This is a genomic window from Halobaculum limi (assembly GCF_029490015.1).
GTDB lineage: Archaea > Halobacteriota > Halobacteria > Halobacteriales > Haloferacaceae > Halobaculum > Halobaculum limi.
This window is the reverse complement of the sequence record NZ_CP120468.1, coordinates 1,569,815-1,596,469: the sequence shown is the minus strand read 5'-3', so window position 1 is coordinate 1,596,469 and position 26,655 is coordinate 1,569,815. Positions and strand designations below refer to the sequence as shown.

23 protein-coding genes are annotated in these 26,655 nt (G+C 52.2%); 10 read left to right on the top strand and 13 right to left on the bottom strand.

Features of this window, described 5'->3' with window-relative positions:
* Positions 1–44: 44 nt before the first annotated feature.
* From P0D77_RS08005 to P0D77_RS07985, 5 genes are all read right to left on the bottom strand, one after another.
* Entirely contained in the window at positions 45–1,196 is a 1,152-nt protein-coding gene (locus P0D77_RS08005; protein ID WP_277552319.1) for a glycosyltransferase family 4 protein, read from the bottom strand.
* 117 nt (positions 1,197–1,313) lie between these two features.
* Positions 1,314–2,387, bottom strand: coding sequence for a hypothetical protein (locus P0D77_RS08000; RefSeq protein WP_277552317.1), 1,074 nt, complete (start codon positions 2,385–2,387; stop codon positions 1,314–1,316).
* 414 nt (positions 2,388–2,801) lie between these two features.
* A complete protein-coding gene (locus P0D77_RS07995) occupies positions 2,802–4,250 on the bottom strand; it encodes a sulfatase (RefSeq protein ID WP_277552315.1) in 1,449 nt (482 codons plus the stop codon).
* A 43-nt stretch (positions 4,251–4,293) separates the two neighbouring features.
* The gene (locus P0D77_RS07990) at positions 4,294–5,211 is read right to left on the bottom strand and encodes an alkaline phosphatase family protein (protein ID WP_277552313.1); all 918 of its coding nucleotides are present in this window, start codon (positions 5,209–5,211) and stop codon (positions 4,294–4,296) included.
* Positions 5,190–5,894: a glycosyltransferase family 2 protein gene (locus P0D77_RS07985; RefSeq protein WP_277552311.1), complete on the bottom strand. Its 705-nt coding sequence runs from the start codon at positions 5,892–5,894 to the stop codon at positions 5,190–5,192. The genes P0D77_RS07990 and P0D77_RS07985 overlap by 22 nt, the downstream gene beginning before the upstream one ends.
* Positions 5,895–6,057: 163 nt before the next feature.
* Here P0D77_RS07985 and P0D77_RS07980 point away from each other — a divergent pair, with 163 nt between their 5' ends.
* Positions 6,058–7,368 carry a sulfatase-like hydrolase/transferase gene (locus P0D77_RS07980; RefSeq protein ID WP_277552310.1) on the top strand — a complete coding sequence of 437 codons (1,311 nt, stop codon included), beginning with the start codon at positions 6,058–6,060 and terminating at the stop codon, positions 7,366–7,368.
* Positions 7,368–8,882 carry a flippase gene (locus P0D77_RS07975; protein ID WP_277552308.1) on the top strand — a complete coding sequence of 505 codons (1,515 nt, stop codon included), beginning with the start codon at positions 7,368–7,370 and terminating at the stop codon, positions 8,880–8,882. The genes P0D77_RS07980 and P0D77_RS07975 overlap by 1 nt, the downstream gene beginning before the upstream one ends.
* A gap of 32 nt (positions 8,883–8,914) precedes the next feature.
* Here the strand turns inward: P0D77_RS07975 and P0D77_RS07970 are convergent, their stop codons facing one another.
* From P0D77_RS07970 to P0D77_RS07950, 5 genes are all read right to left on the bottom strand, one after another.
* Positions 8,915–9,973 (bottom strand): glycosyltransferase family 4 protein, encoded by a 1,059-nt coding sequence (locus tag P0D77_RS07970; protein ID WP_277552307.1) that lies wholly within the window; start codon positions 9,971–9,973, stop codon positions 8,915–8,917.
* 911 nt (positions 9,974–10,884) lie between these two features.
* Positions 10,885–12,126, bottom strand: a complete 1,242-nt coding sequence (locus tag P0D77_RS07965; protein WP_349770029.1) for a glycosyltransferase family 2 protein — start codon at positions 12,124–12,126, stop codon at positions 10,885–10,887.
* Positions 12,127–12,526: 400 nt separating this feature from the next.
* Positions 12,527–14,578: a hypothetical protein gene (locus P0D77_RS07960; RefSeq protein ID WP_277552304.1), complete on the bottom strand. Its 2,052-nt coding sequence runs from the start codon at positions 14,576–14,578 to the stop codon at positions 12,527–12,529.
* Positions 14,579–14,707: 129 nt separating this feature from the next.
* On the bottom strand, positions 14,708–14,971 hold the full coding sequence (locus P0D77_RS07955; protein ID WP_277552303.1) for a type II toxin-antitoxin system RelE family toxin: 264 nt from the start codon (positions 14,969–14,971) through the stop codon (positions 14,708–14,710).
* Positions 14,964–15,242: a ribbon-helix-helix domain-containing protein gene (locus P0D77_RS07950; RefSeq protein ID WP_277552302.1), complete on the bottom strand. Its 279-nt coding sequence runs from the start codon at positions 15,240–15,242 to the stop codon at positions 14,964–14,966. The genes P0D77_RS07955 and P0D77_RS07950 overlap by 8 nt, the downstream gene beginning before the upstream one ends.
* 255 nt (positions 15,243–15,497) lie before the next feature.
* Here P0D77_RS07950 and P0D77_RS07945 point away from each other — a divergent pair, with 255 nt between their 5' ends.
* From P0D77_RS07945 to P0D77_RS07920, 6 genes are all read left to right on the top strand, one after another.
* Complete coding sequence (locus P0D77_RS07945) at positions 15,498–17,036, top strand: DUF58 domain-containing protein (protein ID WP_277552301.1); 1,539 nt, start codon at positions 15,498–15,500, stop codon at positions 17,034–17,036.
* A gap of 64 nt (positions 17,037–17,100) precedes the next feature.
* The gene (locus P0D77_RS07940; protein ID WP_277552299.1) at positions 17,101–17,583 is read left to right on the top strand and encodes a DUF8163 family membrane protein; all 483 of its coding nucleotides are present in this window, start codon (positions 17,101–17,103) and stop codon (positions 17,581–17,583) included.
* Complete coding sequence (locus tag P0D77_RS07935) at positions 17,580–18,533, top strand: DUF7982 domain-containing protein (RefSeq protein WP_277552298.1); 954 nt, start codon at positions 17,580–17,582, stop codon at positions 18,531–18,533. Before P0D77_RS07940 ends, P0D77_RS07935 begins: the two co-directional genes overlap by 4 nt.
* A 377-nt stretch (positions 18,534–18,910) precedes the next feature.
* A complete protein-coding gene (locus P0D77_RS07930) occupies positions 18,911–19,327 on the top strand; it encodes a type IV pilin N-terminal domain-containing protein (RefSeq protein ID WP_277552296.1) in 417 nt (138 codons plus the stop codon).
* Positions 19,328–19,333: 6 nt separating this feature from the next.
* A complete protein-coding gene (locus P0D77_RS07925) occupies positions 19,334–19,783 on the top strand; it encodes a type IV pilin N-terminal domain-containing protein (RefSeq protein ID WP_277552294.1) in 450 nt (149 codons plus the stop codon).
* A gap of 1,339 nt (positions 19,784–21,122) precedes the next feature.
* Complete coding sequence (locus P0D77_RS07920) at positions 21,123–22,508, top strand: ATP-binding protein (protein ID WP_277552292.1); 1,386 nt, start codon at positions 21,123–21,125, stop codon at positions 22,506–22,508.
* Between the two features lie 25 nt (positions 22,509–22,533).
* Here P0D77_RS07920 and P0D77_RS07915 read toward each other — a convergent pair whose 3' ends face one another.
* From P0D77_RS07915 to P0D77_RS07905, 3 genes are read right to left on the bottom strand one after another with little or no spacing between them, the layout of a single operon-like run.
* Positions 22,534–23,520 carry an AAA family ATPase gene (locus tag P0D77_RS07915; protein WP_277552290.1) on the bottom strand — a complete coding sequence of 329 codons (987 nt, stop codon included), beginning with the start codon at positions 23,518–23,520 and terminating at the stop codon, positions 22,534–22,536.
* Positions 23,513–24,631 carry a DUF4350 domain-containing protein gene (locus P0D77_RS07910; protein WP_277552288.1) on the bottom strand — a complete coding sequence of 373 codons (1,119 nt, stop codon included), beginning with the start codon at positions 24,629–24,631 and terminating at the stop codon, positions 23,513–23,515. Before P0D77_RS07910 ends, P0D77_RS07915 begins: the two co-directional genes overlap by 8 nt.
* A 1-nt stretch (position 24,632) precedes the next feature.
* Positions 24,633–24,908 carry a DUF8044 family membrane protein gene (locus P0D77_RS07905; RefSeq protein WP_277552287.1) on the bottom strand — a complete coding sequence of 92 codons (276 nt, stop codon included), beginning with the start codon at positions 24,906–24,908 and terminating at the stop codon, positions 24,633–24,635.
* 356 nt (positions 24,909–25,264) lie between these two features.
* Here P0D77_RS07905 and P0D77_RS07900 point away from each other — a divergent pair, with 356 nt between their 5' ends.
* On the top strand, positions 25,265–25,738 hold the full coding sequence (locus P0D77_RS07900; protein WP_277555764.1) for a type IV pilin N-terminal domain-containing protein: 474 nt from the start codon (positions 25,265–25,267) through the stop codon (positions 25,736–25,738).
* 24 nt (positions 25,739–25,762) lie between these two features.
* Positions 25,763–26,536 carry a hypothetical protein gene (locus P0D77_RS07895; RefSeq protein ID WP_277552286.1) on the top strand — a complete coding sequence of 258 codons (774 nt, stop codon included), beginning with the start codon at positions 25,763–25,765 and terminating at the stop codon, positions 26,534–26,536.
* The last annotated feature ends 119 nt before the right edge of the window (positions 26,537–26,655 follow it).

Genomic DNA, 26,655 nt, shown 5'->3' with positions numbered 1-26,655 from the left:
TTTCGTCTTTTTCGGTGTGTTCACTACGGTGCTTTCTACGTGAGTCACCAATCTCCGGTAATCGCACGTAAGTACACGTCTTCTGCCTGCTGAGCCACGGCATCCCAGTCATAATGCGAGGCTCGTTCAGTGGGGCTTTGTGGTGGTCGTTCCCCGTCCAGTGCTTTCGAGAGCATTTCAGTGACCGAGTCGACAGTTGGCTGAGCGAGGTATCCTGAGTCCCCTATGACCTCACTTGCAGCACTCTCTGGGTGCTCAGCCGCGATGACGGTACAATCAGCTGCCATCGCTTCGGCGAACGTAATCCCGAATCCTTCTCGTGTCGACGGTGAGGCAAATACCGAGGCCGCGCGCATATGTCCAAGAACATCCTCGTACTCGTCGAGAAATCCTAGGAACTCAATTTGGTCGGTGTGGTTGAGATTCGCAGATTGCTGTTCGAGTCGTTCTTTCTCGGGACCATCACCAATGATTCCAAGTGTCGCATCGTATTCGTCGGCGACCCTATTGAAAGCGTCTAAGAGAAGCGAGACGTTCTTGTCGGCGATGAGTCGCCCCGCGAAGAGCACGTCGTAGTCTTGCTCTCCGTGTTCTTCGGGGAGTGCCGCGTTCTGTATCTTTTCAACATCGATCCCGTTCGGGACGACTTCGATCTCATTTCTATCGGGACCAACTTCTGCGAGTCGGTCTGCCGTGATTCCCGACACCGCGATTGGATGCTGTGGGGTTCTGGCGGTCAAGTGTTCGACTGCCTTCCCGAAGGGAGCAAGCCGACCGAGATAGCCGTCCCAGTAGTCGCCCCACACTTCGTGCCACGTCGTTACAATGGGTGTGTCCGTGCCAAGTGTGGCGAGCTTAGAGGAGAGCACGGGGAAGTACGGGAAGACGGAGGCGACCACGAGGTCGTGTCTTCCACGCTGGAGGTGCTTTGCGAGCGATGGGAAGAGTCGCGCAGAGAAATCAATGGCCTCAGTGATTGAGCGACGATCGTCTGTGTAGAGATCTTGGGCGGGTGCGACTGCTCGGAGTCGCACATCGCCGTAGCGTGCTTCTTTCGGTCCATCCCAATAGTGACGGCCGTAGATCGTGACATCGTGGCCTTCGTTGGCAAGACGCTGGCTGATTTCGTGGATCCGTTTTTCAGCGCCACCGGTGATGAATGGATAGACAACGTTAGAGATGAAACAGATACGCACTATCTTCTTAGCATACGAGCTAGTTAATTCTTCTTTCGGTTGAGCAATTTTGGATGATCTCTGTGGATTATAGATATTTTAGGCACTTGACGCTCATCAGAGCATACAACCTGATCTTTACACCCAGTATGCCCACTTTGGAATGTCTTGTTCGCAGGTCAACTGGTTCGTCCCTCCACTATCATATACCTGAGTAGAGTTTACGCTTGGTTCAATAACTGGAATATTGACATTGTACATTTTTCCACTTACGTACGCGTCTAATTTTTCATCCGCAGCCAGACAACTAGAACTAGATTCAGCTATCCATTCAATAGACTCCACGTTTGCTTCATCGGCATAGAAGTTGTAAGGCGAAATATCACCATGCGGTGCGAGTCTGGGACTTGCTAGTGGTACAGAAATCAATAGAATAATCGCCAGTACGGTGAATATCTGTGACTGGCCTCGCTTCGTGAAACTAACCCCATTATACAGTGAGCCGATAGAAATTCTGGTGGATAAATAAAGTAAGCTCAAAATGCTTGGAATAATAATAACACGCTTTAAAGTTGCAAGATTCCCGGCAGCAAGAAGTGCAATTAAAATTGCCGAACTCCATAGGAACATACCAAACATTCCGGTATCAAGGTTTGAAACCTCTGGCATTCTCAACCGGTGCAATACTAAAAAACCAACAAATAGTGAGATGATTGAAATCGCCATAATACCAATAACAAAAACAAACCATATATTCACACTAATTCCTCCGATAGAGAATATTGGCCATCCCTGTAGTGCGCCTGTTCCTCCTGCACCTTTAGGACTGGCCGTTTGAAGTCCACGGATTGCTCGAGTAATCCTCACAGTTGAGTTGATGTTCCAGCTGATTGATGGCAAGTAAAGTGGTGCAACGACTGCAACTGAGACAGGTATAACGGCAACTGCGATATGATCGAAGATCCAGTATCGATGATATCCCACTGCAAACAACACGAGCATCGATCCGTACACGATTCCCCACACATAATTTGTCAGGCCGATACACAATGCGAGCGATAGAAAAAGAATACTAAATCTTCGGTCGTCTCTTAGACGAATCACAAGATAGAGGCTGGCAAAAACAAATGTGAATGTAATTGCTTTATGACTTGTTTCCAAAAGTCGAGACACGAACCCTGGGAAAACTAAGATTCCTGCTGGGATTATCACTGCTACCCACCAATTTCTTGTTTTTGATTCCCGATTATGGATAGTGATTAGAAGAGAAGTGATTAGCGCGAATACTAAGACACCGATCGTTGGTGACAATAGGTCTGTAGCAGGGTAATTCAGTCCTGTAACTTTGAGAGCTACCGATGAAAATATTTGATACAGGTTGCCGTTGCTATAGCTCACACCAGTATTAGTATACAAATGGTTCTGAGAGAGCAAATTGTGAATGCTATATGATGCGAAGCGCTCATCCGACGTTGCTCTCGTTGGGAGCCAGGCCTGATATGAAACGAGGGCCCCAAAGGTTAAAAATAAAACTGAATAGAGGACTTTTATTTGCCGTGGCAATTTTTTAATTAATTTTGATGGTTAACAGTTTATCAAGCAGTTTTATGATCGTTTTCTAAGATTTTATGTCTTGTATCCTAACTGCTTCAACAGATCATCTGTTTCTGAACTAATTTCGCCTTCAACGGAACGAAGTGAATTTGGTGATGAAGAGTGCTCTGATATTAATTTATGAAATTGACGGTCAACTGACTCTGGGTCGATCTCAATTCGCTCCGAGCCATCAGACATAAGTCTAAATGCAATACCTGTATCCTCGTATCCTGCTTTGCTGTGAGTCATCTTCCAGAGTTTCTTATCTGAATCTTGTACCGCAACCGTATGACCACTCTCGGATAACGTGTCTGAGACTACTGGCGTGTCAGTGCTCAAAGCTTCCGAAAGATGTGACTCCTGTTCGCTTGAGTATGGGAACTCTCCTAAGTCGACTCCTGCGATTTCTCCCAGTAATTCATGAAGCCAGCCAAGTGAAAAAGGACTGTTATTCCGACGGTGGTTGTTATCTGGGATTCTAACAATGAGAGGGACATGAAGTAGTTCGTCGTATAGGTAGTGACGTCCCTCACCATGAACGAACTCTTCCCCTAGAGATAAATGACCATACACTCCACGTTCGTGTAGTGCTTCACCGTGGTCTGCTGTTAGTATCACCACTGTATTCTCCCAGACACCCTGCTGCTTCAGTTCCTCTATTAGCCTGGACACTTGGGCATCGACGTAACGCAGAGCACTATCGTACATTGCTTCGTAACCCGGAGAGAATATGTTACTAGCCCGCTTTGCATCGTGGCTGAATTGATCGAAGTATGAGCCGGAAAACAGTCCACCTTCTGTAACAGTATTCGGGTTAAGCGGCGCGTGTAGGTCCATAAAGTGTCCCCAACCAAAAAATGGATTTTCCGCTGTGGAGATTGAATCAATCAGTTCGTCAACTACATCTTCTCCTTTGATCGTGGGCCATCCAGACTTTTTTTGATAGTATCTGTACGCTGAGAATCCAAGTGAAGAAAGGCTATACTTCGGAAGTGTACTTCGACTTTGCATCTTCTCTTTCAATTCCCATAATGAACCTCCGACATTGTCTAAGATTCCAGACGATTCTTTAGATTCTCTAAATTCCTTTGAGCTCTGCTCATCCCTAATATTTGTAAAATGGTCAAATCCGATGTCGTAATTCCGATCTTCCGTCAGATGAGGGTTAGAAATCTTTGCAAACGTATCGTATCCGTGCTCACTTATTTCAGATGCTATGGTCTTTTGCTTTGGTGGTATAGCCTTTAGATTTGGTGTAGTATAGTACGAGGAATTGTGTGAGTGAAGTCCCGCAAGAATACCGGGGAACGACTCTGGCGTCCAAGAGCCGGTAGAGTAGGCCCTATCAAAGACTACTGATTCAGCTCCCAGTTGATCAATTTGAGGTGTCGTATTTCGGTGGTAGCCATTGATACCACATCGATCGTATCTTAGACAGTCTATAGTCAGTAGAAGTACGTTAAATTGCCCCTCTTTCATGTAGTAACTTTGGAGTATTTTAGGGTATAACCCTTTCGGATACTCACATATAACCCAGATCTGCAAGGCGTGACTCTACATTATTTGTTTCTTCTGCACTCAATTCCGTGCTTTTGGGGATGTGGTTTTCAGAGTCAACACACGTTCTCTCATCCCAAGGTACAGCCCTAATCGCGTCAATCGGAATATATGCTGGGTGTCCCGTTACTCCGTACTCGCCCAAGGCGTTGGCATGGTCTGCGGTAATAACTGCGTTCCCGTCGAAGTTCTCGAGCAAAACTTCTACACTCTCCATAACGAATTCGAGGTTTTGTTTGTAAGGTGACAAAATTTCATCAACCGAGAGATTACCTACAGCGATTTGCTGCCAAACGTTCCCTGAATGAGCCCCCTTCCCCGAATCTACCTTTTTCATACTCCCCACATTTTGATCTCCAGCTATGAATGGGAAGTGTGGCTGCATATAATGAACTATGAGACGTTCGAAATCATTCTCACGTGCAGCAGATATGGCTCTGTCAGTCACAGTCTGAGGGAGAACCGTTCCCAACTCTTTGTTCCATCCATTTTTCCAGACTTCATCGACGTACTCAAACGAGTTCTGTTCTATCATCGACGAATGTGGGTTTGATGTGATGTACGCCGTTTTACTGACTTCTGAGCTATAATCCTCGCCGAAATTTTTTGCCATCCATTCACTGGAAGTGCTAGCATTTGAGGTATGTTTCTCACAGTTGTTGACGATCTCGCAGTAGTGGTCGTACCTGCAAGCGTCTAGTATTATGAGCAGGTCCCATTCTTTTTCAAACACGGATTGCCCTCTTTTGTGTACACCTGAGATATAGCTAACTCCACTAAGAATATCTTTTACTATGAGATTACCTGACTTCACACCATGGTTCTGATAGTACTTTTTCCACTGACTTACTATCCCAAAATTCATTGGCTCTTTTCTCCCCATCGGTGGTGATTTAGCCAGTTCGTGATTCCCCTCTTTTGCAAGGCACGGAACAGTCTGTCTTTGATCGTGTTGTTCATCACCTCATTATAATTATCTGGGTACTCATTTTTTAGCAATTGTTCATTTTTGTCAATGTAGTTTGCCCGGGGTCGGCTGGGGTGTGCTACTACCTGGTTTGGATTGTAACCACACTTGCCGTCTCCATCTCGTTCCATTCTCCACCCGAACTCGGTATCCTCTCGCCAGCCATCAAACTCGCTCCGGAATCCACCAACATCAATAGCAGTCTCACGGTCAACAGTTAGATTACAGGTTGGATATCCCCTTTTTCCTGTGTACGAGAGGCCGCCTACAACTTTCCCTTCAATACACACAAATTCGTTGTCTTTCATCTCTGAATATATCGAACTGAGCCAGTTTGACTCGGGTTCACAGTCGTCGTCAATGAATGCGACTGTGTCAGCATTCGCCGCTAAAAGACCAGCATTCCTAGCGTCCGAAACTCCCAACGAAGAATCATTTACGACGAGGACTTCATAACTCTCCTCAAAATCCTGTTCGGATAGCATATCTACTACACTTCTGTGAGAGCTCTCTGGGACGGATGGGATAATGACAGAGACTAATGGATCGGGTGCCATTTGGCAGTATTCGATATTAGCCCGATAGTTCTGGTCTATCACTGTACGCGGCTTACATAGGTTGGTATATAGACTTTATCCTCTTCGAGAAACATACCATCTACATATTTAATTTGTTCTACGTCGTTGCTACACGTCTACTTCGCTCACTTGATGCAGAGTGAACCACTAAGTATTATTTACCTTCTGGTAGCTAAGCGTGATTATGAATGATGTCGCGGTCGTCGTTTTGGATACACTACGCTATGATTCATTCAATGAGCACTTTGACTGGTTGCCTGGTAAGAGATTCGAGAATTGCTATTCAACTTCTCACTGGACGATTCCTGCCCACGCATCTTTGTTCACTGGAAAATACCCGTCAGAAATCGCGGTACACGGTAAGAGCCCGTCATTAAGTGTTGACTTCGAGACCCTCCCAGAGCTACTTTCTAACCAAGGATATCATAACTCCCTATTCTCTGCGAACCCCCAGATAACTATGTGGGACGGGTGGGAGAGTGGATTTGATACTTTTGTTGGACCGTCAAATCTCTCAATAAGAAATGACGACGTCGTTGACTGGGAAGAGTTCTATGCAAATAACGAATCAAGTGGTATTCGCAAATACGTCGACGCCCTAAGGCACTGTTTCTTCAGTGATGGGAAGGTCTTACCGTCTATTCGCCAAGGAATCAAAATGGAGTTGAGCACCGCGGATGGAGGTTCCGAGAAGATACTTGAACGCCTGAGGAACACTTCATTCGAATCTGACAACTTTCTATTCCTGAATATAATGGATGCGCACACACCTTACGATCCTCCAGAAGAGTACTGTGATGTTGACACACCAGTTGACGTTGTTCTTGGCGACGCCTTATCTGACAATGTTGACGATCCAGATGAAATCAGAGAAGCGTACAATGGTTCCGTAGAATACTTGTCAGATATGTACGAGAAAATATTCTCTATTCTGGAAAAACAGTTTGACTACGTTATTACACTCTCTGACCACGGGGAGATGCTTGGCGAACAGGACCTTTGGAACCACAGCTATGGTATTTACCCAGAGTTAACTCACGTTCCTTTGGTGATCTCTGGCTCAAACTGCAAGTCAGAGAGTCGTAAAGAAGTGGTTAGTATCTTAGATGTTCACAAAACAATATGTGAAATGTGTGGCGTAAGTGCTGATTCTCGGGGTCAAGACTTGTTGTCATCTGTTGATTCACGCGACTACGTTGTGGAATACCACGGGCTACTTAAGTGGCACTTAGCACAGTTTGAAAAGAAGGGTGTCGCAGAGGATATGTACAATCAGCTTGACTGTCAGTTGTCTGGCTTCGTTGATCGTAGAAATCGATATGCCTATGAAGAACACGATGGTTGCCTAACTTCAAAATCAGAGCTGAGTGAGACCGAAGCCGAGAGCATCCTGGAGGATCTCATAGCTGAATTAGATCGAAAGGAGATTACAGCGTCTACTATGGATGTTGATACGGATGTAATGTCTCGTTTGGAGGATTTGGGCTACGCCTGATGGTGGACGACTCGGAACTCAAAGGACTCCTTTCCAGTACTATTCTGGTGTTCTTAGGCTCAATAGTGGCCTCTGTCTCTGGATTAGTTGAGAGAATAATCATCGGACGGTTTCTCGGGCCATCAGATTACGGAATAATCAGTGTTGGAATCACGATATTCACACTCTTATCAATAATCTCAATATTTGGATTAAATCAAGGTATACCCAGATACATTTCGAGATACGAGGAGACAAGAAAGAAACGAGGTGTCTGGGTAAGTGCAATTGCTATCTGCATATCTATCTCCATTTTGCTAGTTATACTTGCTAACTTCTTTATCCAGGACCTCTCAAGAGCATTTTTACAGTCATCAGAATACGGGAGAGTCCTGAGTGTATTCGTTGTCGCGATCCCCTTCTACTCGGGTTTCCGAATATCAATTGCAGCCATTCGAGGATACGAGATAACGAAGTACAAGACGTACACACAAGACCTCATATACCCGCTAGGTCGAATTGCGATTTTGTTGGCTCTCCTAACTCTCGGATATGAACTCGTTGCGGCTGGGTTTGCGTACTTTGCGTCTTCTTTGCTCGTCTTCGTGGTATCGCTATACTATGCGAACAATGTATTCTCTCTCTTTGGCCCTGCAGAAAGGACGACAAGCAAGTTACTTCAATTTTCGTTCCCTCTAATTGTCTCCTCAATAATAGGGATACTATTAACGAGGACTGATACCCTGATGGTGGGTTATTTTAATACACCTGCCGATGTCGGGCAATACAGCGCAGCGTATCCGGTCGCGGCGGGCTTACAACTGGTTTTGTCATCATTTGGATTTTTATATCTCCCTTTGGCCTCAAAGTTAGACGCTAAAGGGCGCACCAATGAACTGAATCAGGTCTATCAGATGACTACCCGTTGGATATTTATTATTTCACTACCTGCCTTGGTGACTTTTGTGGTCATACCTCAGAAAACAATGGTCCTTCTATGGGGTGTTGAGTATCAGCCAGCAGGGGTCGCGCTATCGATCCTCGCCCTGGGGTTTTTCACGAATGTGATGGTTGGTCGTAATCGCGAAACACTTTCCGCACTGGGAGAAACCCGGCACATATCATATGCTAATCTGTTAGCATTCTCTGTTAATGTTCTTCTGAATATTATCTTAGTGCCAAGGTACAGCTACGTTGGAGCTGCAGTTTCCTCGTTAATTTCGTTTACAATATTGAATATATATGTTTTTACTATTTTATTTAAAAACTTCAGAATCACGCCGTTCTCAAAAGCAAACGCAAAAACGTATGCTGTTTTGATAGCATTCGTTTTTCCTATCGGAAATTTGTTATCTCTCACCACTGAGTCACCATTATTCAGCTTTCTTGCAGTTCTCTTTGGATCTGCAACCTTCACCGTAGTGTTGACCTTGGTTGCGGGACTGCTACAACCTGAAGACAAGCTCATAATCGAAATGATTGAGTCAAAAATTCCGCTGTCGTTAAAGACGGTAAAAGATCAAATTACGGAGTAAAAATAAGAAAGCGTGGTATTTCGATGAGAATCTTAGAAATCCCGGTTGTCAACAACTGATCTCAAGATATTAATTACCTGGTCACCGGAACTTTGCCAAGAAAATTTATGCGCATACCTTCGAAGTTTTTGCCGGTCGGATTCATCTAACGGCTGCGCTATCGATCTAAGAATGGAATTCGCGATTTGATCAATTTCAGTTGGATTGACTAACTCACAGTGTCCATTAAGCAGTTCGGGAAGCGATGCCCTATCAGATGCGACAACAGGAGTTCCAACTGCCATAGCTTCCAACGGGGGCAATCCAAATCCCTCATACAGAGAAGGATATACAAACAGATCTGCATTTCTATAAGCGAATTTTAATTTAGACTCCGACACGAACCCAGGAGTGATGATATCGTCACTGAATTCGTCAATATCCATTTTCTTATATACGGATTTGTTTTGAGGTCCGATTAGTACTAACCTATGAGGGATCTCTCTTCTGACCTGATTATATGCTTTTACGAGCCTCTGAACATTTTTTCTGGGGTTCATTGCCCCTACGTATAGAAGGTAGTTTTCGGGGAGTTCCCAAGGTGTACCTTCGCTATCACTTAAATACCTCTTGCTAAGTCCATTGTACACAACATAGATATCCTCTTCTTCAACTGAGAGGTGCTCGGATATTTCTCTTTTTGAGAACTCGGATACAGTCAAAACAAGGTCAGAGTTGCGAATTCCCAGAGGAACAGCCAGCTTCCGGTAGATTCCATGTATCCCACTAGACATCCCTTTTTGAGCATTCACATCGTGAATGTAGGTTACCACTGGACAATTCACTGGGGTAAGCGGAGCATTTCCGTTTGGGCAGAGTAGTATATCAAGTTCATCAGAGTTTACTAAGCAAGGAAGAACAGTCCGCTCCCAAAAAACTCCAAAAAATGGAGAATTTGAGGCAAACCCGGTACTACGAACCTCTAGTATGGAACCAAATTTCTGTTTCAGTCTGGAGTTACCGTACAGAACCACCTCAATAGCGTTTCGAGAGGCTAACTCCTCAACCAATTTTTGTGCAGACTGTACTGCACCGTCTGGTTCCTCAACCATGAATGTTCGAGCATTTACACCAATTTTCATTTAACCGATAAGAAGGGAAAGGCCTATTTTAGGTATTCGGTCGATGTCGGCTTCTACACGTTCAGTCCTGCAATCTCTCCACTCGATCAATCTATTTATCAATTGAATCGTGTTGAGTTCGTGATCACTGACGCCGTCGGCTTAATGTTGGAAGGTGACCGGACTATCGACGCCATCCCACTGGACGCCTGGCGAAGGACCCAGACGATGCGGAACGTTGGTGGCGTGACAATGGGGGGAGGTGGAAGCGGAAATAAATGAATACATTTAATTAATTATTTCCTTCTGCCAACATCAAATCTGTCCCGCTTTCGGTATTATTAGTTGAATCGTTTCAGAATTATTATTAATCTTCTACGCTCAAAGACAGTCACTCATCACCAATTATGTAGCCGACTATCGGCTGCATCTCGCCAAGTGAGATGACCAAATCGGACGCGACGCAATTAGAGGTTGTTGCGAGATCGGCCTGCCTATGGACGTTCTCGAGGCTGGTCACGAAGCCAGATAGTCGCCATCCCGCGAGTCTCCTCGCTCTTGATCAAACCCCTCAACACGCCAGCGATCCGATTACTGGAGACGGCCAACACAGAGTCACTGTGTTGGATGGCGCGGGCCTCCTCAAGCAAGACACTGTGACGAAATATCTCACTTCCATATGCTGGTCAAAGCCGCACAGATCAGCGCCTGGGTCGTCGTTTCTGTCCGCTGGCCGAAATTCGTCGTCGCCGATGAGATATCTGATCATCTCCGAATTGCAGTTTTCTGGGCCCTCGATGGCTCAGGATCGCTCAATCCATCGTTTAGATTCGCTTGAACATCAAAACTATCAGATAGATCTACATATGTAGAAGCTAAAATGGTTAAAAAGTTTCAGCCGGTTAGTTCCGGGAGAGAATTCCAACGAAGAAGCTCCCGAACATCACTTGGATCCCAACGACGATCGCTGTGAACGCGAGCAGACTCGCTGACAGCGATGGCACGATTTGGAATCCCGAGATCGACCACTGGGTGACTGCAAGCAGCGCATATGCACCACCAACCGCAAGGGTCGCGGCCCCTGCAGCGACACCTGTTTCTAGTGACAACGTGTTCGTCACGAAGTTCGTGATCGGGTCTTCCGGGCGGCGAATCGGGTCACTCGCGATGCTGGCATAGATTCCGTAACTCGCGACGTTGACCCCAGCAATCACGAACAGACTCCCGGCAATCGACGTCCGGGGACCGAACGTGGCTGCGCCAAGCTCTCCGCCACTAGCAACCAAGCCGAGTAACACTGCGCCCACAAGCGCAAGCGCGATTCCAGGCGCTGAGAACAGATATCCTGGTGCGTTCAACAGCATGAACCGAACGTGACGCCAGCCGTCAGAGAAGCTCTCGAGCGTCTCTTCACCTTCACGCTCGTGGTAGACGATTGGCCGCTCGGCAATCTCCAGGTCCTTCGCTCCCGCTTCCATAATCATCTCCGAGGCGAATTCCATCCCCGTCGTATCGCAGTCCATCCGGTCCCACGCCTCGCGCGTGAACACGCGCATCCCCGAGTGGGCGTCAGAGACGCCCGCCCCGTAGAAGGCGTTCAAGAACGCGGTGAGAGCAGGGTTTCCGATGTACTGGTGGAGCGTCGGCATTGCACCTGGCATAATCTCGCCGTCGAGGCGAGAGCCCATCGCCATATCTGCGTCGCCGTCCTCGACGAGGTCAATAAGCTCCGGGAGATCCTCGAAGTCGTACGTTGTGTCCGCGTCCCCCATCGCGATGTAATCCCCGCGAGCGCGAGCAAACGCGTAGCGGTACGCATAGCCGTATCCGCCTGCATCGGGCGTCACGACGATTGCACCCATCTCTCGGGCGATCTCTGGAGTGCGGTCCGTCGAACTGTCTGAGACGAGAATCTCCGTATACAGCTGCAGTTCTTCAACTGCAGTCCGAATCATCTCGATACACTCAGCGATGCCCTCTTCCTCATTTAGGGTCGGCATTACGACGCTAAGCGTCGGGCGAATCTCGCTTTCTTCACCAACAATTAGTTCCGCTGCAGACCGGTGTTCTCCTTCTGGACGGTCTAGTGATTCGATCTCCGATACGGTCCCCCCTCCATTTTCTGCTATCGATTGTCCTGACATCGTTATCGTTGTTCTCAGCCGGCGACGGTATCACCACACTCAACACACACGTAGACATCGTCAATTGTCTCTGCTGCTGGCGCGTTGCAACCGAGGCATTTGACGCGAGAACTACGTACCTGCCGAGGGTAACGTCCCATTAACTGACGTATCAGGTGTTCACTCACTTGAACATTTGTATTTGGTGTTCGAAATATATGCAAATAGCTACTACAGTAATTTACAAACAAGTTATTAGTATATAATCAGAGAACAGCCCGTACGCATATCGCTTATTCGTCGATGATTGAGTTCGAGTGTGATTGTGATGAACAACTTGTTCGAATCATCTCTCTAGTGGGAGAAGGACTACCAATGTTGAGCAATAGTCTATACTTGTAGAGTATTGTACCACAGCTCGCTAACGAAGCAATGACTTGGCAATATCGACTACATCTTGCGCTTCTTCGTCCGAAATCGGAGTTGAACGGAACGCAGCGCGTTCATACATATCAGTAAGCGCCTCAAGTTGGGTGAACTGTTCTGCAGAAACACTACGCTGGCACTTTCGTAGGAACTCACGGTGTGTTAACGCGTTGTCAACGTTGGTACTCTCAGCAAGTTGGGTACGAACCAGTGTGAACGCGAGCGTTACCGCAGCTGTCGGGTCATCGTCCAGATGCTGCGTCAGCGCGTCGACCCTGTCGGTGACTGATGAATCATCAACACTATCGCTGACAGCGGGTCCGTTCTCTGTGGGTCCGTTTGTCGAATCACCCACAGCTGCAACTTGGTCCTCGTCGCGAATCAGGAACAGTAGTCCAGCACCGCTGGCCAACACAAGAACTCCAATCCCGCCAACCACAACCACCGATTGATTGGCGACAAGCGTTTGGAGGAGCCCACTTTGACCATCAGTCTCTCCTTCCCACTCTAATACACTACGTGCCTGTGAGTCTCCAAGATTTGTCCCCGCAGAATCATAGCGGATAGTAACTGTTGCGCGCGTAGTGTTCGCAAGCGGGCGTGCGACGGTCGTCGCAAACTGACCCTCTGAATTGGTCTCTACCGTAGTCACGACGGTCCCATCGACAAGGACGTCGAGTTGCTGATTTGGGAGTGGAGCACCACTTGTCGTCGTCAACGCTCCCGATACAGTCCCAGTGGTGCTATTCACGGCAGTGTCGAGATCAAGTTCGGTGGCTGTCTCGCTAATCTGCACAGTCGTTTGGACTGGCTGCCCCGCGACGGCCCGGCCAGTCAGCGGAATCGATGCAGTGATCGATTGAGAACCACTGCTGACGTTCGCCGGAAGCGTAGTCGTCAGTGAGTACACGCCCGATTCGTTCGTGCGAACCGTACCAAGCCGAACGTCGCCAGCCATAATTCGAACAGGGACGTCGCCAACTGGAACCCCTTCAGCGTCAATCTGCCCAGAGATAGTAACAGTCTCACCAAATCCTGCGGAGTCTGGCCCAGTGACCGTTTGCTCGACAACAACTTGTTCGACGCCAGTCACCGGTACAGTCGTGGAGTTGCCGAGATACACAGATCCATTGCTCGGCTGGTAGCTAACGTTGAGCGTCGTCGCGTTAACATCGATTAACACCGGTCGATACTCAACACTGAACGACCCAGTCGAGTCAGTCTGGGTCGTCAATTGTTGGCCACCAACAGAGAGTGTCACTGACTGATTGGCGACTGCCGTTCCATTTCCAGTTTGGAGTGTGCCAGTCAGCGCAACAGGGTTGAGAAATGAGATAGAAGTTCGGTCAATCTCTGCTGAAAGCCGCGTTTGAATGAACGTCGCTTGGACAACTGACGCTGCATCACTCGTGATGTTCTGGCCAACCTCTTGCACCGACGTCTCCTCACGACTGAGATTCGCACCCGTTTGATTTTGGACCGCAGTGTACGATCTCGAGACATTCCCCTCGGACTCGTTCACTTGAGCCGCAATCTGATTCAGTTCGCGAGCCAACTCCCGGGCACGCGTCTCGTTCCCGTTCGCGACCGCTTCTTCATACTCGGCTTTTGTCTCGCGGTATGACTGCGTTCGGTTGATGAACTCCTGCTGATTTTGAATTGCTTGCTCGAACGACTCTGGTGTCTGGTCACCATCGGTCTCGCCGCTGACCTCAACGAATTTCTCGAAGTCTTCCTGGTACTCCTCGCCAACAAGCTCGCGGGCTTGGTCGTACTCGCCTTGACTCAAATTGACGGTACTGCCTTGGAGGCGGCGAGCAAGTGACTGAGCGAGGTAGGACCGAAGCGCTTCTGAATCGCCGTCTTCAGCAACGGTCTCGGGGTCTTCCTGCTGGACCGTCGAGTTGTTTTGCTGCGTCGGCGTCGTCTCCTGCTGAAAGACCACAGTATCAGAGAGGGCCTGTGGCGTCGGCGCCGGATTCGCGGCGGCAGTGACACCGCTTGTGGCACCTGCTATTAGTAGAAAGACCACAAGGAGGCGAACCACAGCAGACTCTCGCACGGGTGGTGGCTATCTCCCGTCACAATTAGTTGTAGTGATTCGAACTCTCTTCACAGCTGGCCATCTTCCTACAAGGAGGGAATCCCGGCCTTCTCTCCTTGTAGGTAGAATGGGTTACGGCGGGAGGTGGCGATCGTAGATATTCCGCCGATGCCCAACCGCCTCAACGACGAGGACATCCTCGTCTCGGTCCCACGTGATGATCGCTCGGTAGTCGCCGGCGCGGAGCTTGTAGTACGGGTAGCCGGTGAGCTTTTCGAGGCGATGGGATGTCCAGTCTTTCGCCTCGTCGAGTTTCTTCACCAACCGCCCTTGGCCTTCAGTCTCGAGACCCTCCAGTAAATCGAGTGCTTTCGGTGTCCACTGGACCTCAGTCATCGATTCCCAAGCGGTCCTTCACGTCGTCCTGCGACACCGTCTCGCCCTGCTCCCGCTGCGTGCGACTTTCAGCCAGATGCTCTAGCGCTTCCTCGGATAGCTGGGTTGGCGGGTTCACAGCGTCCCGAAGGGCGTCGCGGATGAATTCGGACTTGGTCGCGTAGCCACGCTCCTCCCAGGCCTCGTCGACCTGTGCCAGCAGCGACTGCGGCACCCGGACGTTGATCTTCTCCATCTCGCCGTCGGCGTCGGCGTCGCTGTCAGTGCTCATATGCTGTGATACGCCTGTATCACGTAAGTAGCTTCGGTTGATTGTTCGGACTGTGGTTGACGAGGTCCAGACTGCCCACATAAACAGTCATCAGTTCCACCACACCTTCCCCAGTCTGAGCTAGTGAACTCCCAAACGGATGTGACTGGACCACAGTTCCCGCTACATCTCTTTTATAATGGACCACTGTTGACAGGTACGTGATGGAGATCGAAGGCTCACTCGATCACCTCTGAGCGTCGAAAGGAACACTCATTGGCCACCCACAACCACACGAGGTATATGCGGGCTACGCGGCGAGTATGGGGTACGGCGCTTTCGGGAGTGGCCGTTACTGCCCTTGGCGTGCTTGCTGAGACGGCGGTCTTACTCATAGCTGGTCTCACCATCGCCGCGTGGCTCATCGGACGGCAGTTGCAGGCGCTTCGCCTGTTCCGACAACTCGAGTCCACAATCGACATCTCGGTCGCGACGCCTCGAACATCGGTCTCCATCGAAGAATCCGTACGCCTCGCAGTAACGGTAGAACTGGATACACCAACGCCGGCCCCACTCACGATTGTGGTTCCACAGCCACTCGGTGCGACGGGCGCTGACCGCGAAGACCGGACACTCACACTCGAGAAGGGCGCAACCAGCGCTGCCACCACATTCGAGTGTTCGTTCCCGACAGCAGGCCGCTACAACTTCCCCACGCCACAACTGACGATTGGCCCAGTGGATGGCCTGTTTAGTGAGACGCTCAGCCGTGGTGAGACGCCGACGATCCGTGCCGAGCCACGGACACCTGCGGACCTCCACGTCGGGAAGGGCGGTGAAGCGCTTGCACTCTCCTATGGCCAACATCCAGCCGGTCGTGGGAGTGGTGGCCTCTCACCTGAAGAACTGCGCCAGTACCAGCCGGGCGACTCCACAGATCGCATTGACTGGAAGGCGACAGCGCGTCACGGCGATCTGTACGTCCGCGAGTTCGAGGCAGAATCTGATCGCCAGACAGTCATCTGCCTTGATCACCGGGCGCGAACCGATACTGGCCCGGATGGAGCGACATTGTTCGCGTACACACGCGAGGTCGCCCTTGGCTTCATCGAGGGAGCGGCCGGACTCTCTGACCCAGTGGGTTGTTGGACGGTTGGAGATGCTGGAATCACAGGCCAGTTCGAGCCCACGAGTTCGAGTGCTGGATATGATCGCATTCGAACCCATATTCAAGATCTGACACCGACGACGGCGACTGACACAGACCCCAGTTCCATACCCGACGATTCTGACTCAGAGGCCGCGATGGGAACCCCGGCCACGAACGGCCACGCTACGTCATCAACACTACCCAGCGAAGATCACGCGGTGGTCCGCCCGGCAACAGCGCGGGCGCGCAATACCCGTCTCGGTGACGAGCAAACTGATTTTGCCACGCGACTGCGCCCCTTCTTCGAGAATCAGGACTCGTACGTTCAGCGCCTGCAGGGCGATCCCCTATTCCAGACGGTCGAGCGGATGCAAGCAAGCACGGCTGGGACGACCCTCTCGGTCATAATCACTGATGACGCAAACCGCGACCGCCTCCGTGAGGCAGTCAGGCTCGCCACCCGGAGAGGTAACTACGCGTTCGTATTCATCGCACCTCAGCTCTTGTTCACAGACGACCGCTCGCTGGATGTCGAAGCGGAGTACGAACAGTACATCGACTTTGAGGAGTTCCGCCGGTCGCTTGAGGGGATTCCGCGAGTGACTGCATTCGAAGTCGGCCCGGGCGATCGACTGGATGGGTTGCTGGCGACGCGGCGGCGGTAACGAAGCCCCTCTTTTTGACCCGCGAAACCAGCCCGCTTAACACGCCCCCACCCAACCCCGAGATATGCGCGGTCCGCTCCGGTCGTTGACTACTCGCGACCATCTCCTACCGGGACTTGCAGCGCTGCTTGTCGCACTCCTGTTCGCTATCACAGCCGGCCCACTTGGTGCAGTTCTCGCTATCGTCATTACGGCGGTGGCAGCGCGAATTGGTCCCGTTGTCGGGCTTCTTGCAGTCCACCTGTTTGCTGCACTCACGCTTGCCGACCCACCAGCACTAGTCCTCATCGGCTTGGAAACGGCGTGTGCCCCACTACTCGCACTACCCATTGCCGAGCGCGCCTCGATGCGTGCTGCAGCGGCCGCCTGGCTCGCTGCGATTGGGCTTGGCGGTGTCGTGGCCTTGGCGAGTGTGTCGACGCCGTCACTCTGGCTCATTGCAGCCACGCTCACCATTACAGCCGCAACCGTGTTGTACGCCATCCATCGCGTCGAACTGGTGACGCTCGGACTTGTCGACGACACTCCAACCGGTGATAGCGTATGAGTGAGGAAGCAGGCGCAGTGCCACCCCAGAATGAAGACGCAGAAACACCACCCACTACAGACGCTGAGTCACCAACCGACCTCCAAGCGCGGGTTGATCTCTTAGCGACTGAGAACCAGCGCCTTCGCGAAGAGTACGCACGACGACAGCAAGTTGAGTACCGCCGTGCTGCACTCGGACTCGGTGGCGTAGGTGCGGTCGCACTCACTGGGGCTGCACTCTTCCCGGCAGTGCGCTCCGTCTTGATCATCATCGGCGCAGTCGGCCTCTTCGGGGGAATTCTCACTCGGTATCTCACTCCAGAACGGTTTGTCTCAGCAGACGTCGGCGAGCGTGTTTACTCAGCGTTAGCGGGGAACGAAGCAGCCATCACAGCCGAACTCGGCCTGCAATCTGAACGCATCTACGTCCCGGTCGAAGGAACGGAGACAGCACGCCTGTTCATCCCAGAGCGCCGTGAGTACGACATCCCACCACAAGATGAGCTGGAGTCCACGCTCGTCATCCCCGATGACCCAGCAATGCGTGGGGTCGCGCTCACTCCGACTGGCGGGCCGTTATTCCGTGAATTCGAACAAAGCGCCCCGACCACGACTGACGCACTTCGCGACCGTGTCGACCAACTCACGGAGGCGTTCGTCGAGACGTTCGAGATCGCGGATGCCGTCGACGCCGACCTCGACGCCGCAGATGGGCGTGTCACGATCGACGTCCGCGGGAGCGTCTTTGGGGTGGAGGCTGACTTTGATGACCCGATCACCTCGTTGTTTGCGGTCGGCCTCGCTGAACATCTCGACGTCCCCATCCGCACGGAACGTGCTGGCTCTGAGAACGACTACGCAATGGCGTTTTACTGGGAGCCGGAGGAAGCCGAGCAAGCTGCCAAGGACGACGCTTCGCCCGCGGGTGACGAATCTGAACGCGAGACTCAGTCAGTGAACAGTGACTGAAGTCGTGGGTGTGTACCAAAGTTCTATTCGGCTACTGTGATTGGTAGCAAAGTCTACCCGATAGTGGCTCTGTTTGAACCCACAGTTGCTGATATTTCCTGCGAGCGTGCTGAGTACATGGCGGTCGAACAGTCGTTTTTCCCGGGGAACGTACAGCGGATTCACCTCCGTGGTCGTTGTGTTAATTGATCCATCTTGCGCATAGTAGGTTTGGCATCAATTGAATTTTAGAGCCACTCTGCCATAATTAACACACTATTGGAGATTTCATTTTTGCGAACTGGATGCGAATATTTATCCTACAGGCGATATGTGATGAGGACATCACAGCAACGTCGGTGGTTCCCGGCTAAAATGCTGTGTGGACAACAAACAAAATGCAATTCAAGCAACTATTCGCCGACGATCGGGCTGTCTCTCCTGTGATTGGAGTGATCCTTATGGTCGCGATCACCGTGATCCTCGCGGCCGTTATCGGTTCGTTCGTCCTCGGCCTCGGCAACTCCGTGCAGCAGACCGCACCGAACGCAAACTTCCAGTTCGACTTTGATGATTCCGTCAGTCCCGGCGTCGTGACTGCCACTCACACTGGTGGAGACACGATTGCTGACACAGACACGATTACCCTTCAGTCGGCAACCGGGAATGAGACCGAGGTATCCGGCCCGATCAAAGCAGGCGACAGCATTGACGCCACGTATGATAACACCAGTAGTGGTGACCGTGTCGCCGTAGTGTGGACGGCACAAAACGGTGAGAGCTCCCAGACACTTGCTGAGACGCAGACCCCCTAACCAACTATGAATTTCCAGCAACTATTCGCCGACGATCGGGCTGTCTCTCCTGTGATTGGAGTGATACTTATGGTCGCGATCACCGTGATCCTCGCGGCCGTCATCGGCTCGTTCGTCCTCGGCCTCGGTAACTCCGTGCAGCAGACCGCACCGAACGCGAATTTCGATTTCGACTTCGAAGAAGTCGGAACGACAGGAACGTACAATGTGACTGCCACGCACGAAGGTGGCGACACGCTCAATAGTCAAAATACGCAGACGGTGAATTTGACTGCACCAAGTGGGACAAACAGTTCCACGAGCTTCCCATTTGCAGCGGGTGATCAGCTCATTTTGACGAACGAAACAGCAGCCAGTAGTCAAGCCGTCGCTGCAGGTGATACGGTCCGCGTCATCTGGACCGCACAAAACGGTGGGTCGTCGCAAACACTCGCCAGCGAGCAGGCTCCGAACTAACAGCTCCACCTAATCTACCTGTTTTTCACTTCTTGCCCAAAGATCCGATGAGTCCCTTGATTGACGCCGCGGCGCTCGCGAGAACATACAATCCACCGTCGTATCCTGACCCGGCAGACCAGCTGGCGGATTACGATTGCGTGATGGAGTTCGCGTCAAAGCATCCAGATTACGGTCGGACACGCGTCGGGAAGGCTCTCGAACTTCCGCCAAGTCGAGTGCGAGGTTGGATCAACGGTGGTAAGCCCGATTCAGTTCACGCTGTTGAGACAGCTCGGGACCACGGTTGGCTCACCGCAGATCTTCAAGATTCAATTGGTGACGCCTTTGCCGTACTTGCCGCAGGTATCTACACCTGCGGAAGCATCGACACCGACCGTATCGTCCCCGTATGGAACCCAAGTACGGAGATCACAAGTCAACTCATACTCCACGCCCTCGAGGTTGTTGGGATTAGATCTATGGACCGACATAGCGACGCCCCTGAGCGTCCGACAGAGACCATTCCAGCTACTGATGCGAGCGTCTTAGGTCGCGTATTGCTGAGCCTCGGTGTCCCTCACGGAGATTTTTCTATGGTCGAAGCGCTACCCAGCTGGTTCAAACAAGCGTCAACCGGAACTCGCCGGACGCTTGCACTTCTGTGGGCTTGTGAGCGTGCAACTGCTCATAGTGACAAAGAGACGCAGGTGATTCAGGCGCGTTCCCGGGGAGATCTCTATCGTTCAGATGTTGCCTCACTCATCCGCGAGATTGTTGATGGATCAATTAGTGCCACTGAACAAAATGTAGTCATTAGTGCTGACGCTGCGCGGAAGCTCCCCAGCGTGATCCGATAATAGGTGGTCTTTAGTAATCTGACAAAAATATATTGATGAACACTTCGGGTGTTCTCCACACAGTTGGCGCGGAGTAGTTGCCCGCGCCATTGTTTCTAATCAGGGAGCGTCAGCGCGATGACCACCAATTCGCGCACTGTATTCAGCAAGCCGAGAGGAACATCAGCGCAGTCTGGCAGAACTCCCAGCGGTACCTTCGCAGCACCTTCCTATCGGATAATCCGTTCTATCGTTGATGAAACGAAGGGAAGTAACTTATTGAATATACCCTCTGAATGTTTCACGCACCTTCTGGCAGCATTCGGTGAGATTTCTGAAAGCGTGCTGAACTCAGCGCGTGAATTACCCGTACGCGTCAGTGATGATATCTAACTCAAACAAGCTCTTTTACTACACGAGAATCCCGCCGTCAAGGCAACCTCAAATAGCCTAGTTCGAAATAGGCTAATCTCAAATAGGCTACTCGGAAGAATTATTCGCCGTGGCAATGGAGTACGCATATGGATCGATTCGTGAACCGGGAAAGAGAGCTCTCGCGGCTTCGCGGGTGCTACGAGTCGAGGGACTCCGAGATGGCCGTCATATTCGGGCGGCGACGACTCGGAAAGACACAGCTCGTCCAGCACTCACTATCCGACCGGGACGATGCCGTCGTTTACCAAGCCACGGAGACCACGTCTCAGATACAACTTGACGAGTTCGTCGATATAGCGTCCGAACCATTCCCCGGCATCACGCAAATCAAACAAGACTGGGAAGCACTACTTGGCTACCTCGGAGACCAAGACGCAATCGTCGTTCTCGACGAGTTCCCCTACCTCATTGACGCCGATGACAGCCTGCCGTCAGTGATTCAGCGCTTGTGGGATCAGCGGTTGCAGAACACCGGTGGGACGCTCATACTAGTTGGGTCGTCAATTAGTATGATGGAAGAGGCGACACTTCTGGGAAACAGCCCCCTCTACGGCCGGTTCACCGAGAAACTCGACCTTCGACCGCTTGAGTTCGATGCCGCCCAGGAGTTTCTTCCGGAGAACTATTCTCCCGAAGACCGAATCTTCACGTGGGGTATCTTCGGTGGCGTCCCGTACTATCTCGACGGTGTCGATCTTGATCAGGGTCTCGGGACAGTCCTCACCACCGAAGTGCTCTCACAGAAAGGGTATCTCCACAACGAACCGGAGTACGTGCTCCGGACAGAGCTTACTGACCCAAATCGGTACTTTGCGATTCTCACTGCGATTGCTGCGGGAAAGACGACGTCAAACGAGATCGCCCAAGCAGTAGGGATCGATGGAAAACAGATCTCGACGTACACGCAGAAGTTAGAGCGATTGCGACTCATCGAGCGTGAAGTCCCGATTACCGAAGAGAAAGCGAAGTCACGCCGCGGTCGGTACCGAATCCTCGATCCGCTGTTCAGGTTCTGGTTCCGATTCGTCTATGGGAAAGAAGATCGGTACGAACGGCTTGGTGAGGGTGCATACGAGGCTGTCATCGAACCAGAGCTCCCGGACTTCGTGAGTCCGGAATTCGAGACACTCTGTCAACGGACGCTTCCGGAGTTGTACCCCGAAGAGACATTCCTCGATCTCGGCCGCTGGTGGTACAAGGAACACGAGGTTGACGTCGTCGGCTTCACCACAGATGGGACGATGGTCGTGGGTGAGTGCAAGTTCACGAACGCGCCACTGGATTACAGTGCGCTCTCCTCACTCGAAAGCCACGCTGCGGAAATCCGCTGGACACCGGATGGCGATGACATCGACACGAAATACGCACTGTTCATAAGAAATGGGGTAACACAATCCGTTCAGGAGGCCGTGTCCGAGCGTGATGACCTACGAGTGTTCGACCTTCAGGACATCACACAATACCGCCAGTGACCCACGACTGAAGTCACCACCTGCGTCAGTCAGTCGTCGGTGCAGCAGCTTCATCCACACCACTGGGCACATCGACGGAGCCAACGATCCGCTCGACGACCTCCTCAGTCGACTGGTCACCAATTTCTGCTTCAGTCGACAACAGGAGCCGGTGGATCAGGATTGGCTCGGCGAGCGCTTTGATGTCGTCAGGAATCACGTAGTCACGGCCGTGAATCGCAGCGCGCGCCTTCCCAGCGTTGAGGAACGCGAGCGTCGCCCGAGGTGAGGCGCCAAACTGTACGTCAGGCGACTCGCGCGTGCGGCCGACAATATCGAGGATGTATTCGCGAACCGGGTCGGCGACGTGGACCTCCTCGACGATGTCGCGTGCCTCGGTCAGTGCAGCCGTGTCAATCACCTGCTTAACTTGGTCTGGACCGAGGTCTGGATTGCTGTCGAACCGGTCGAGCAACTCCCGCTCGTCGACGCGGTCGGGGAGATCAATATGGAGTTTGAATTGGAAGCGGTCACGCTGTGCTTCCGGGAGTTCGAACACGCCTTCCATCTCGATGGGGTTCTGCGTCGCGATGACGATGAACGGCTCTGGCAACGAAAGGGTGTCACCTTCGATAGAGACGGTCCGCTCTTGCATCGCCTCCAACAGCGCTGACTGCGTCTTCGGCGTCGCGCGATTGATCTCGTCGGCGACGACGACATTCGAGAAGATCGGGCCCTTGTTGAGTTCGAACTCACCCACACTTTCGCGGTAGATGTGTGATCCAGTGATGTCTGCAGGGAGGAGGTCGGGCGTCATCTGGATGCGGGTGAAATCCAGCCCCGTTGTTCGCGCAAACAGATTCGCGATCGTCGTCTTCGCGACGCCGGGGACGCCCTCTAACAGCACGTGCCCGCGCGTCAGCAAGGCAATCGTGATGCGCTCGATGGCATCGTCATTCCCGATGAGGACCGTGCCAGCCTCTTCTTGAATGGTCTCATAGAGGGTGGCTGGATCCGTCGTCGAGTCACTCATTGTCGCTGTCCTCGGGTTGCCCCGTGAAAACGGCTGTCATCAATCGGCGAAGGCGACGTTCACTCCAGTCTGGATGTTGCTCGCGAAGATACGCTACCACAGCGCTCCCGTCATCTGTGGCGCCTGCCTGCGGTGGCCCAGCGTCGCCGCCAAAGACAGTACTGCCACCTGGGAGGGTGATGTCTGGTCGCCGGGTCCACAGACCAATGCTTCCCACAACGAGCGTGGCAATGGTGACCGTCAACAGCGAGGACTTCTGCAGTGCTAACAGCGCTGCAATCAGCGGTGGCTGCCCCTCGGTGTGTGAGTAATCAAGCAGGATTCGGTCGTGGGCTGCGATGATATTCGTCGCGAACTGTTGGTTCCCCTCACGTTCTAACATCGAGTTGATGAACACACTCGGGTCTGCAACCGCGATCACCTGTCCCTCGCCAATGGACTCGACGGCGACGACTGGTCGGGCAGCCAACGTCTCGGAGTCGTCCAACTGCTCGTTACGATTCCTATCGAGATACGAAAAGCCAGAGGAGTTCACGACGGCCGTCGCGTTCGTCTCGGCGACCGTCGATGCGTTCGTGTTCTGTGCGGGGACAAGCACGGTGCCGTGATTCAACGTGAGTTCGTCAACACCGTCCGTGACTGGATGTGTAGCAGTCGAGGGCGCCACAGGGAGTGCAGGGCCGCGATAGTACTCGCGCTCGTCACGGAGCGGCTGCCCGCTTACACGGACGCTCGCACCAACGGCGCTGAGGATGGAGTTCCCGATTGGCCCGTAGTCTTCGGCGACGACGAGTGTCCCCCCATCACGGACAAACGATCTCAGTGCTGCTCGCTGTGACTCCGTGTACGGTCGATCTGGGGAGAGAACCACCGCGACCGTTCCGTTCGGCTCGACCGTTTCATAGGCAGCCGTCTCTGTCAGAATCGTCGAGTCGCCGCCCGTGTCTGTGGCAATCCCGCGAAGTTGTGATGCGCCATCCCACGATGGGTTGTATGATCCGAACGCCGCCGCAGAGGTTGCGCCTGCAAAGACAACAGAGCCGACCATCACGACAACAAGCGCAATCAACAGCGCGTGGGGGTACCCCCACGAATCAGGCCACAGCCGCATCTTAGATCACCCCCGGGGGGAGGATTTCCAAGATCCGTCGGATGACCACATACCCGAACACAGCCAAGCCAATCGCAATTAGCCACTTCAACCGCTTTCGCCACGCCGGTGTGACGGCAAACGGCGCGGTAAGTTCGGTAACAACGAGAAAGCCGATGAGCGAGACCACGAAGAACAGCTCGTACTCCAGCGAGTCAAGCAACGCGAGGACGAGTGCAGCACCCAGCATCCATGCCATCTGGGCACGGACGAATCGCGCACGTCGCTGGGTCGTCATTCGTATGGTAGTCACATCGGCAGTTCCTTACAAGCGTGACGGTTTCGCCGATTCTGTCGTATGGAGGCAGGGATGTCCCACCCCCTACGAACAGGCATAGTGTATCTCGTATGCTCTGACGTTGAGTAGTGTAGTCTGTAGATCGGCTGTTAACGGATTTCTTTCGGTTGTTGTGCGATTGTGATCGGGGAAGACTACACGAAAGGGCGCTATCGGAGCACCCAACGCTGTTTCGTTTTGCTGTCTGTCAATCACTTCCATAATTGATACTTGGACAGTACATTTTAGTTGACTCGTCTCGTGGCCCCGACAACACAGCCCTGCGGGGGTAACTCGCTGCTGTGTCAGACAAACCAATGCAAATTTCAAACCTATTCACTGGCGACGACCGTGCCGTGTCACCTGTCATCGGCGTGATCCTCATGGTCGCAATCACTGTGATCCTCGCCGCTGTCATCGGCTCGTTCGTCCTCGGCCTCGGAAACAGTGTGCAACAGACCGCACCTAACGCAAACTTCGACTTCGATTTCGAAGAACAAGCGAATACTACGGGTGATGCTGCCATTGAGTACAATGTTACAGCGACTCATACGGGTGGAGACTCACTCACATCAGACAACACCGGAAACCTGTCGCTGACAGCACCAGGAGTATCCGTCTTCGCTGCCGACTCCCAATTCCCATTCACTGCAGGTAGTTCGCTCAATATCACGAACGCTTCTGTTAGTTCCTCAGAATTGCCTAGCGCTGGTGAGACTGTCCGTGTAATCTGGACCTCACAGAACGGCGGGAGTTCACAAGCACTCGCGGAAGATCAGATTCCCTCGTAAACAAAACCCGAACGCGATTTTTCGATGCTCACACCGGATAGCCTCGCACGAACGTATAATCCCGAAAGCTACGCTGACCCCACCGATCAGCTCGCAGACTTCGAGCGCGTTCGCGAGTACGCGAGCCACAATCCTGATCACGGACGGGTTCGCGTCGGAAACACCCTTGACCTCCCACCAAGCCGAGTACGTGCGTGGATCAACGGTGGAAAGCCTGATGCGGCCCGCGGTGTCGAGACTGCGCGTGAGCAGGACTGGATCGATACCGAGCCGAACACGGCGACGGGTGACGCATTTGCTGTACTCGCGGCGGCGACATACGCGTGTGGCGGCATCAACGCTAATCACGTCCCAGCGTGGACGTCTGAGACCAGCGCTACCCGACTGTTGATCACACACGCCCTCTCAACACTCGGTGTTGGCCACCGTACTAGACACGAGGCGGATTCCGAGCGACCCACTGAAATCGTCCCCAGCGAGGATGCATCGGTACTCGGGCGTGCGCTCCAAGCGATTGGCGTGCCGCGTGATTTCTCACAGGTTGACTCACTCCCTACACTGTTCGGCAAGTGCTCCCTGGCGACACAGCAGACGTGTGGCCTCGTGTGGGTCATCGAGCGCGGGGCCGAACACACCCACAGCGACATTCTCACACTGCAGATGCCGAACCGCGGGCGAGACTTCCGCGAAGGCGTCGCGATGTTGGTTCGGACGCTCGTTGGTGACGGCGTCAGCATCGGTGAAACAACGATCTCGATCGCACCTCAGGCCCGAGCACGATTACCCCTGGATCCGTAGTTTTTTTGCTGACTTACACGAACGATTGGGCGGGTTCCGACCCAACATCTGACACAGCAGCGGGTGGGGATAGGTTCCCGCCCGTACGGGGTGCGGTGGTTCCGCACTTCGATTTTCAC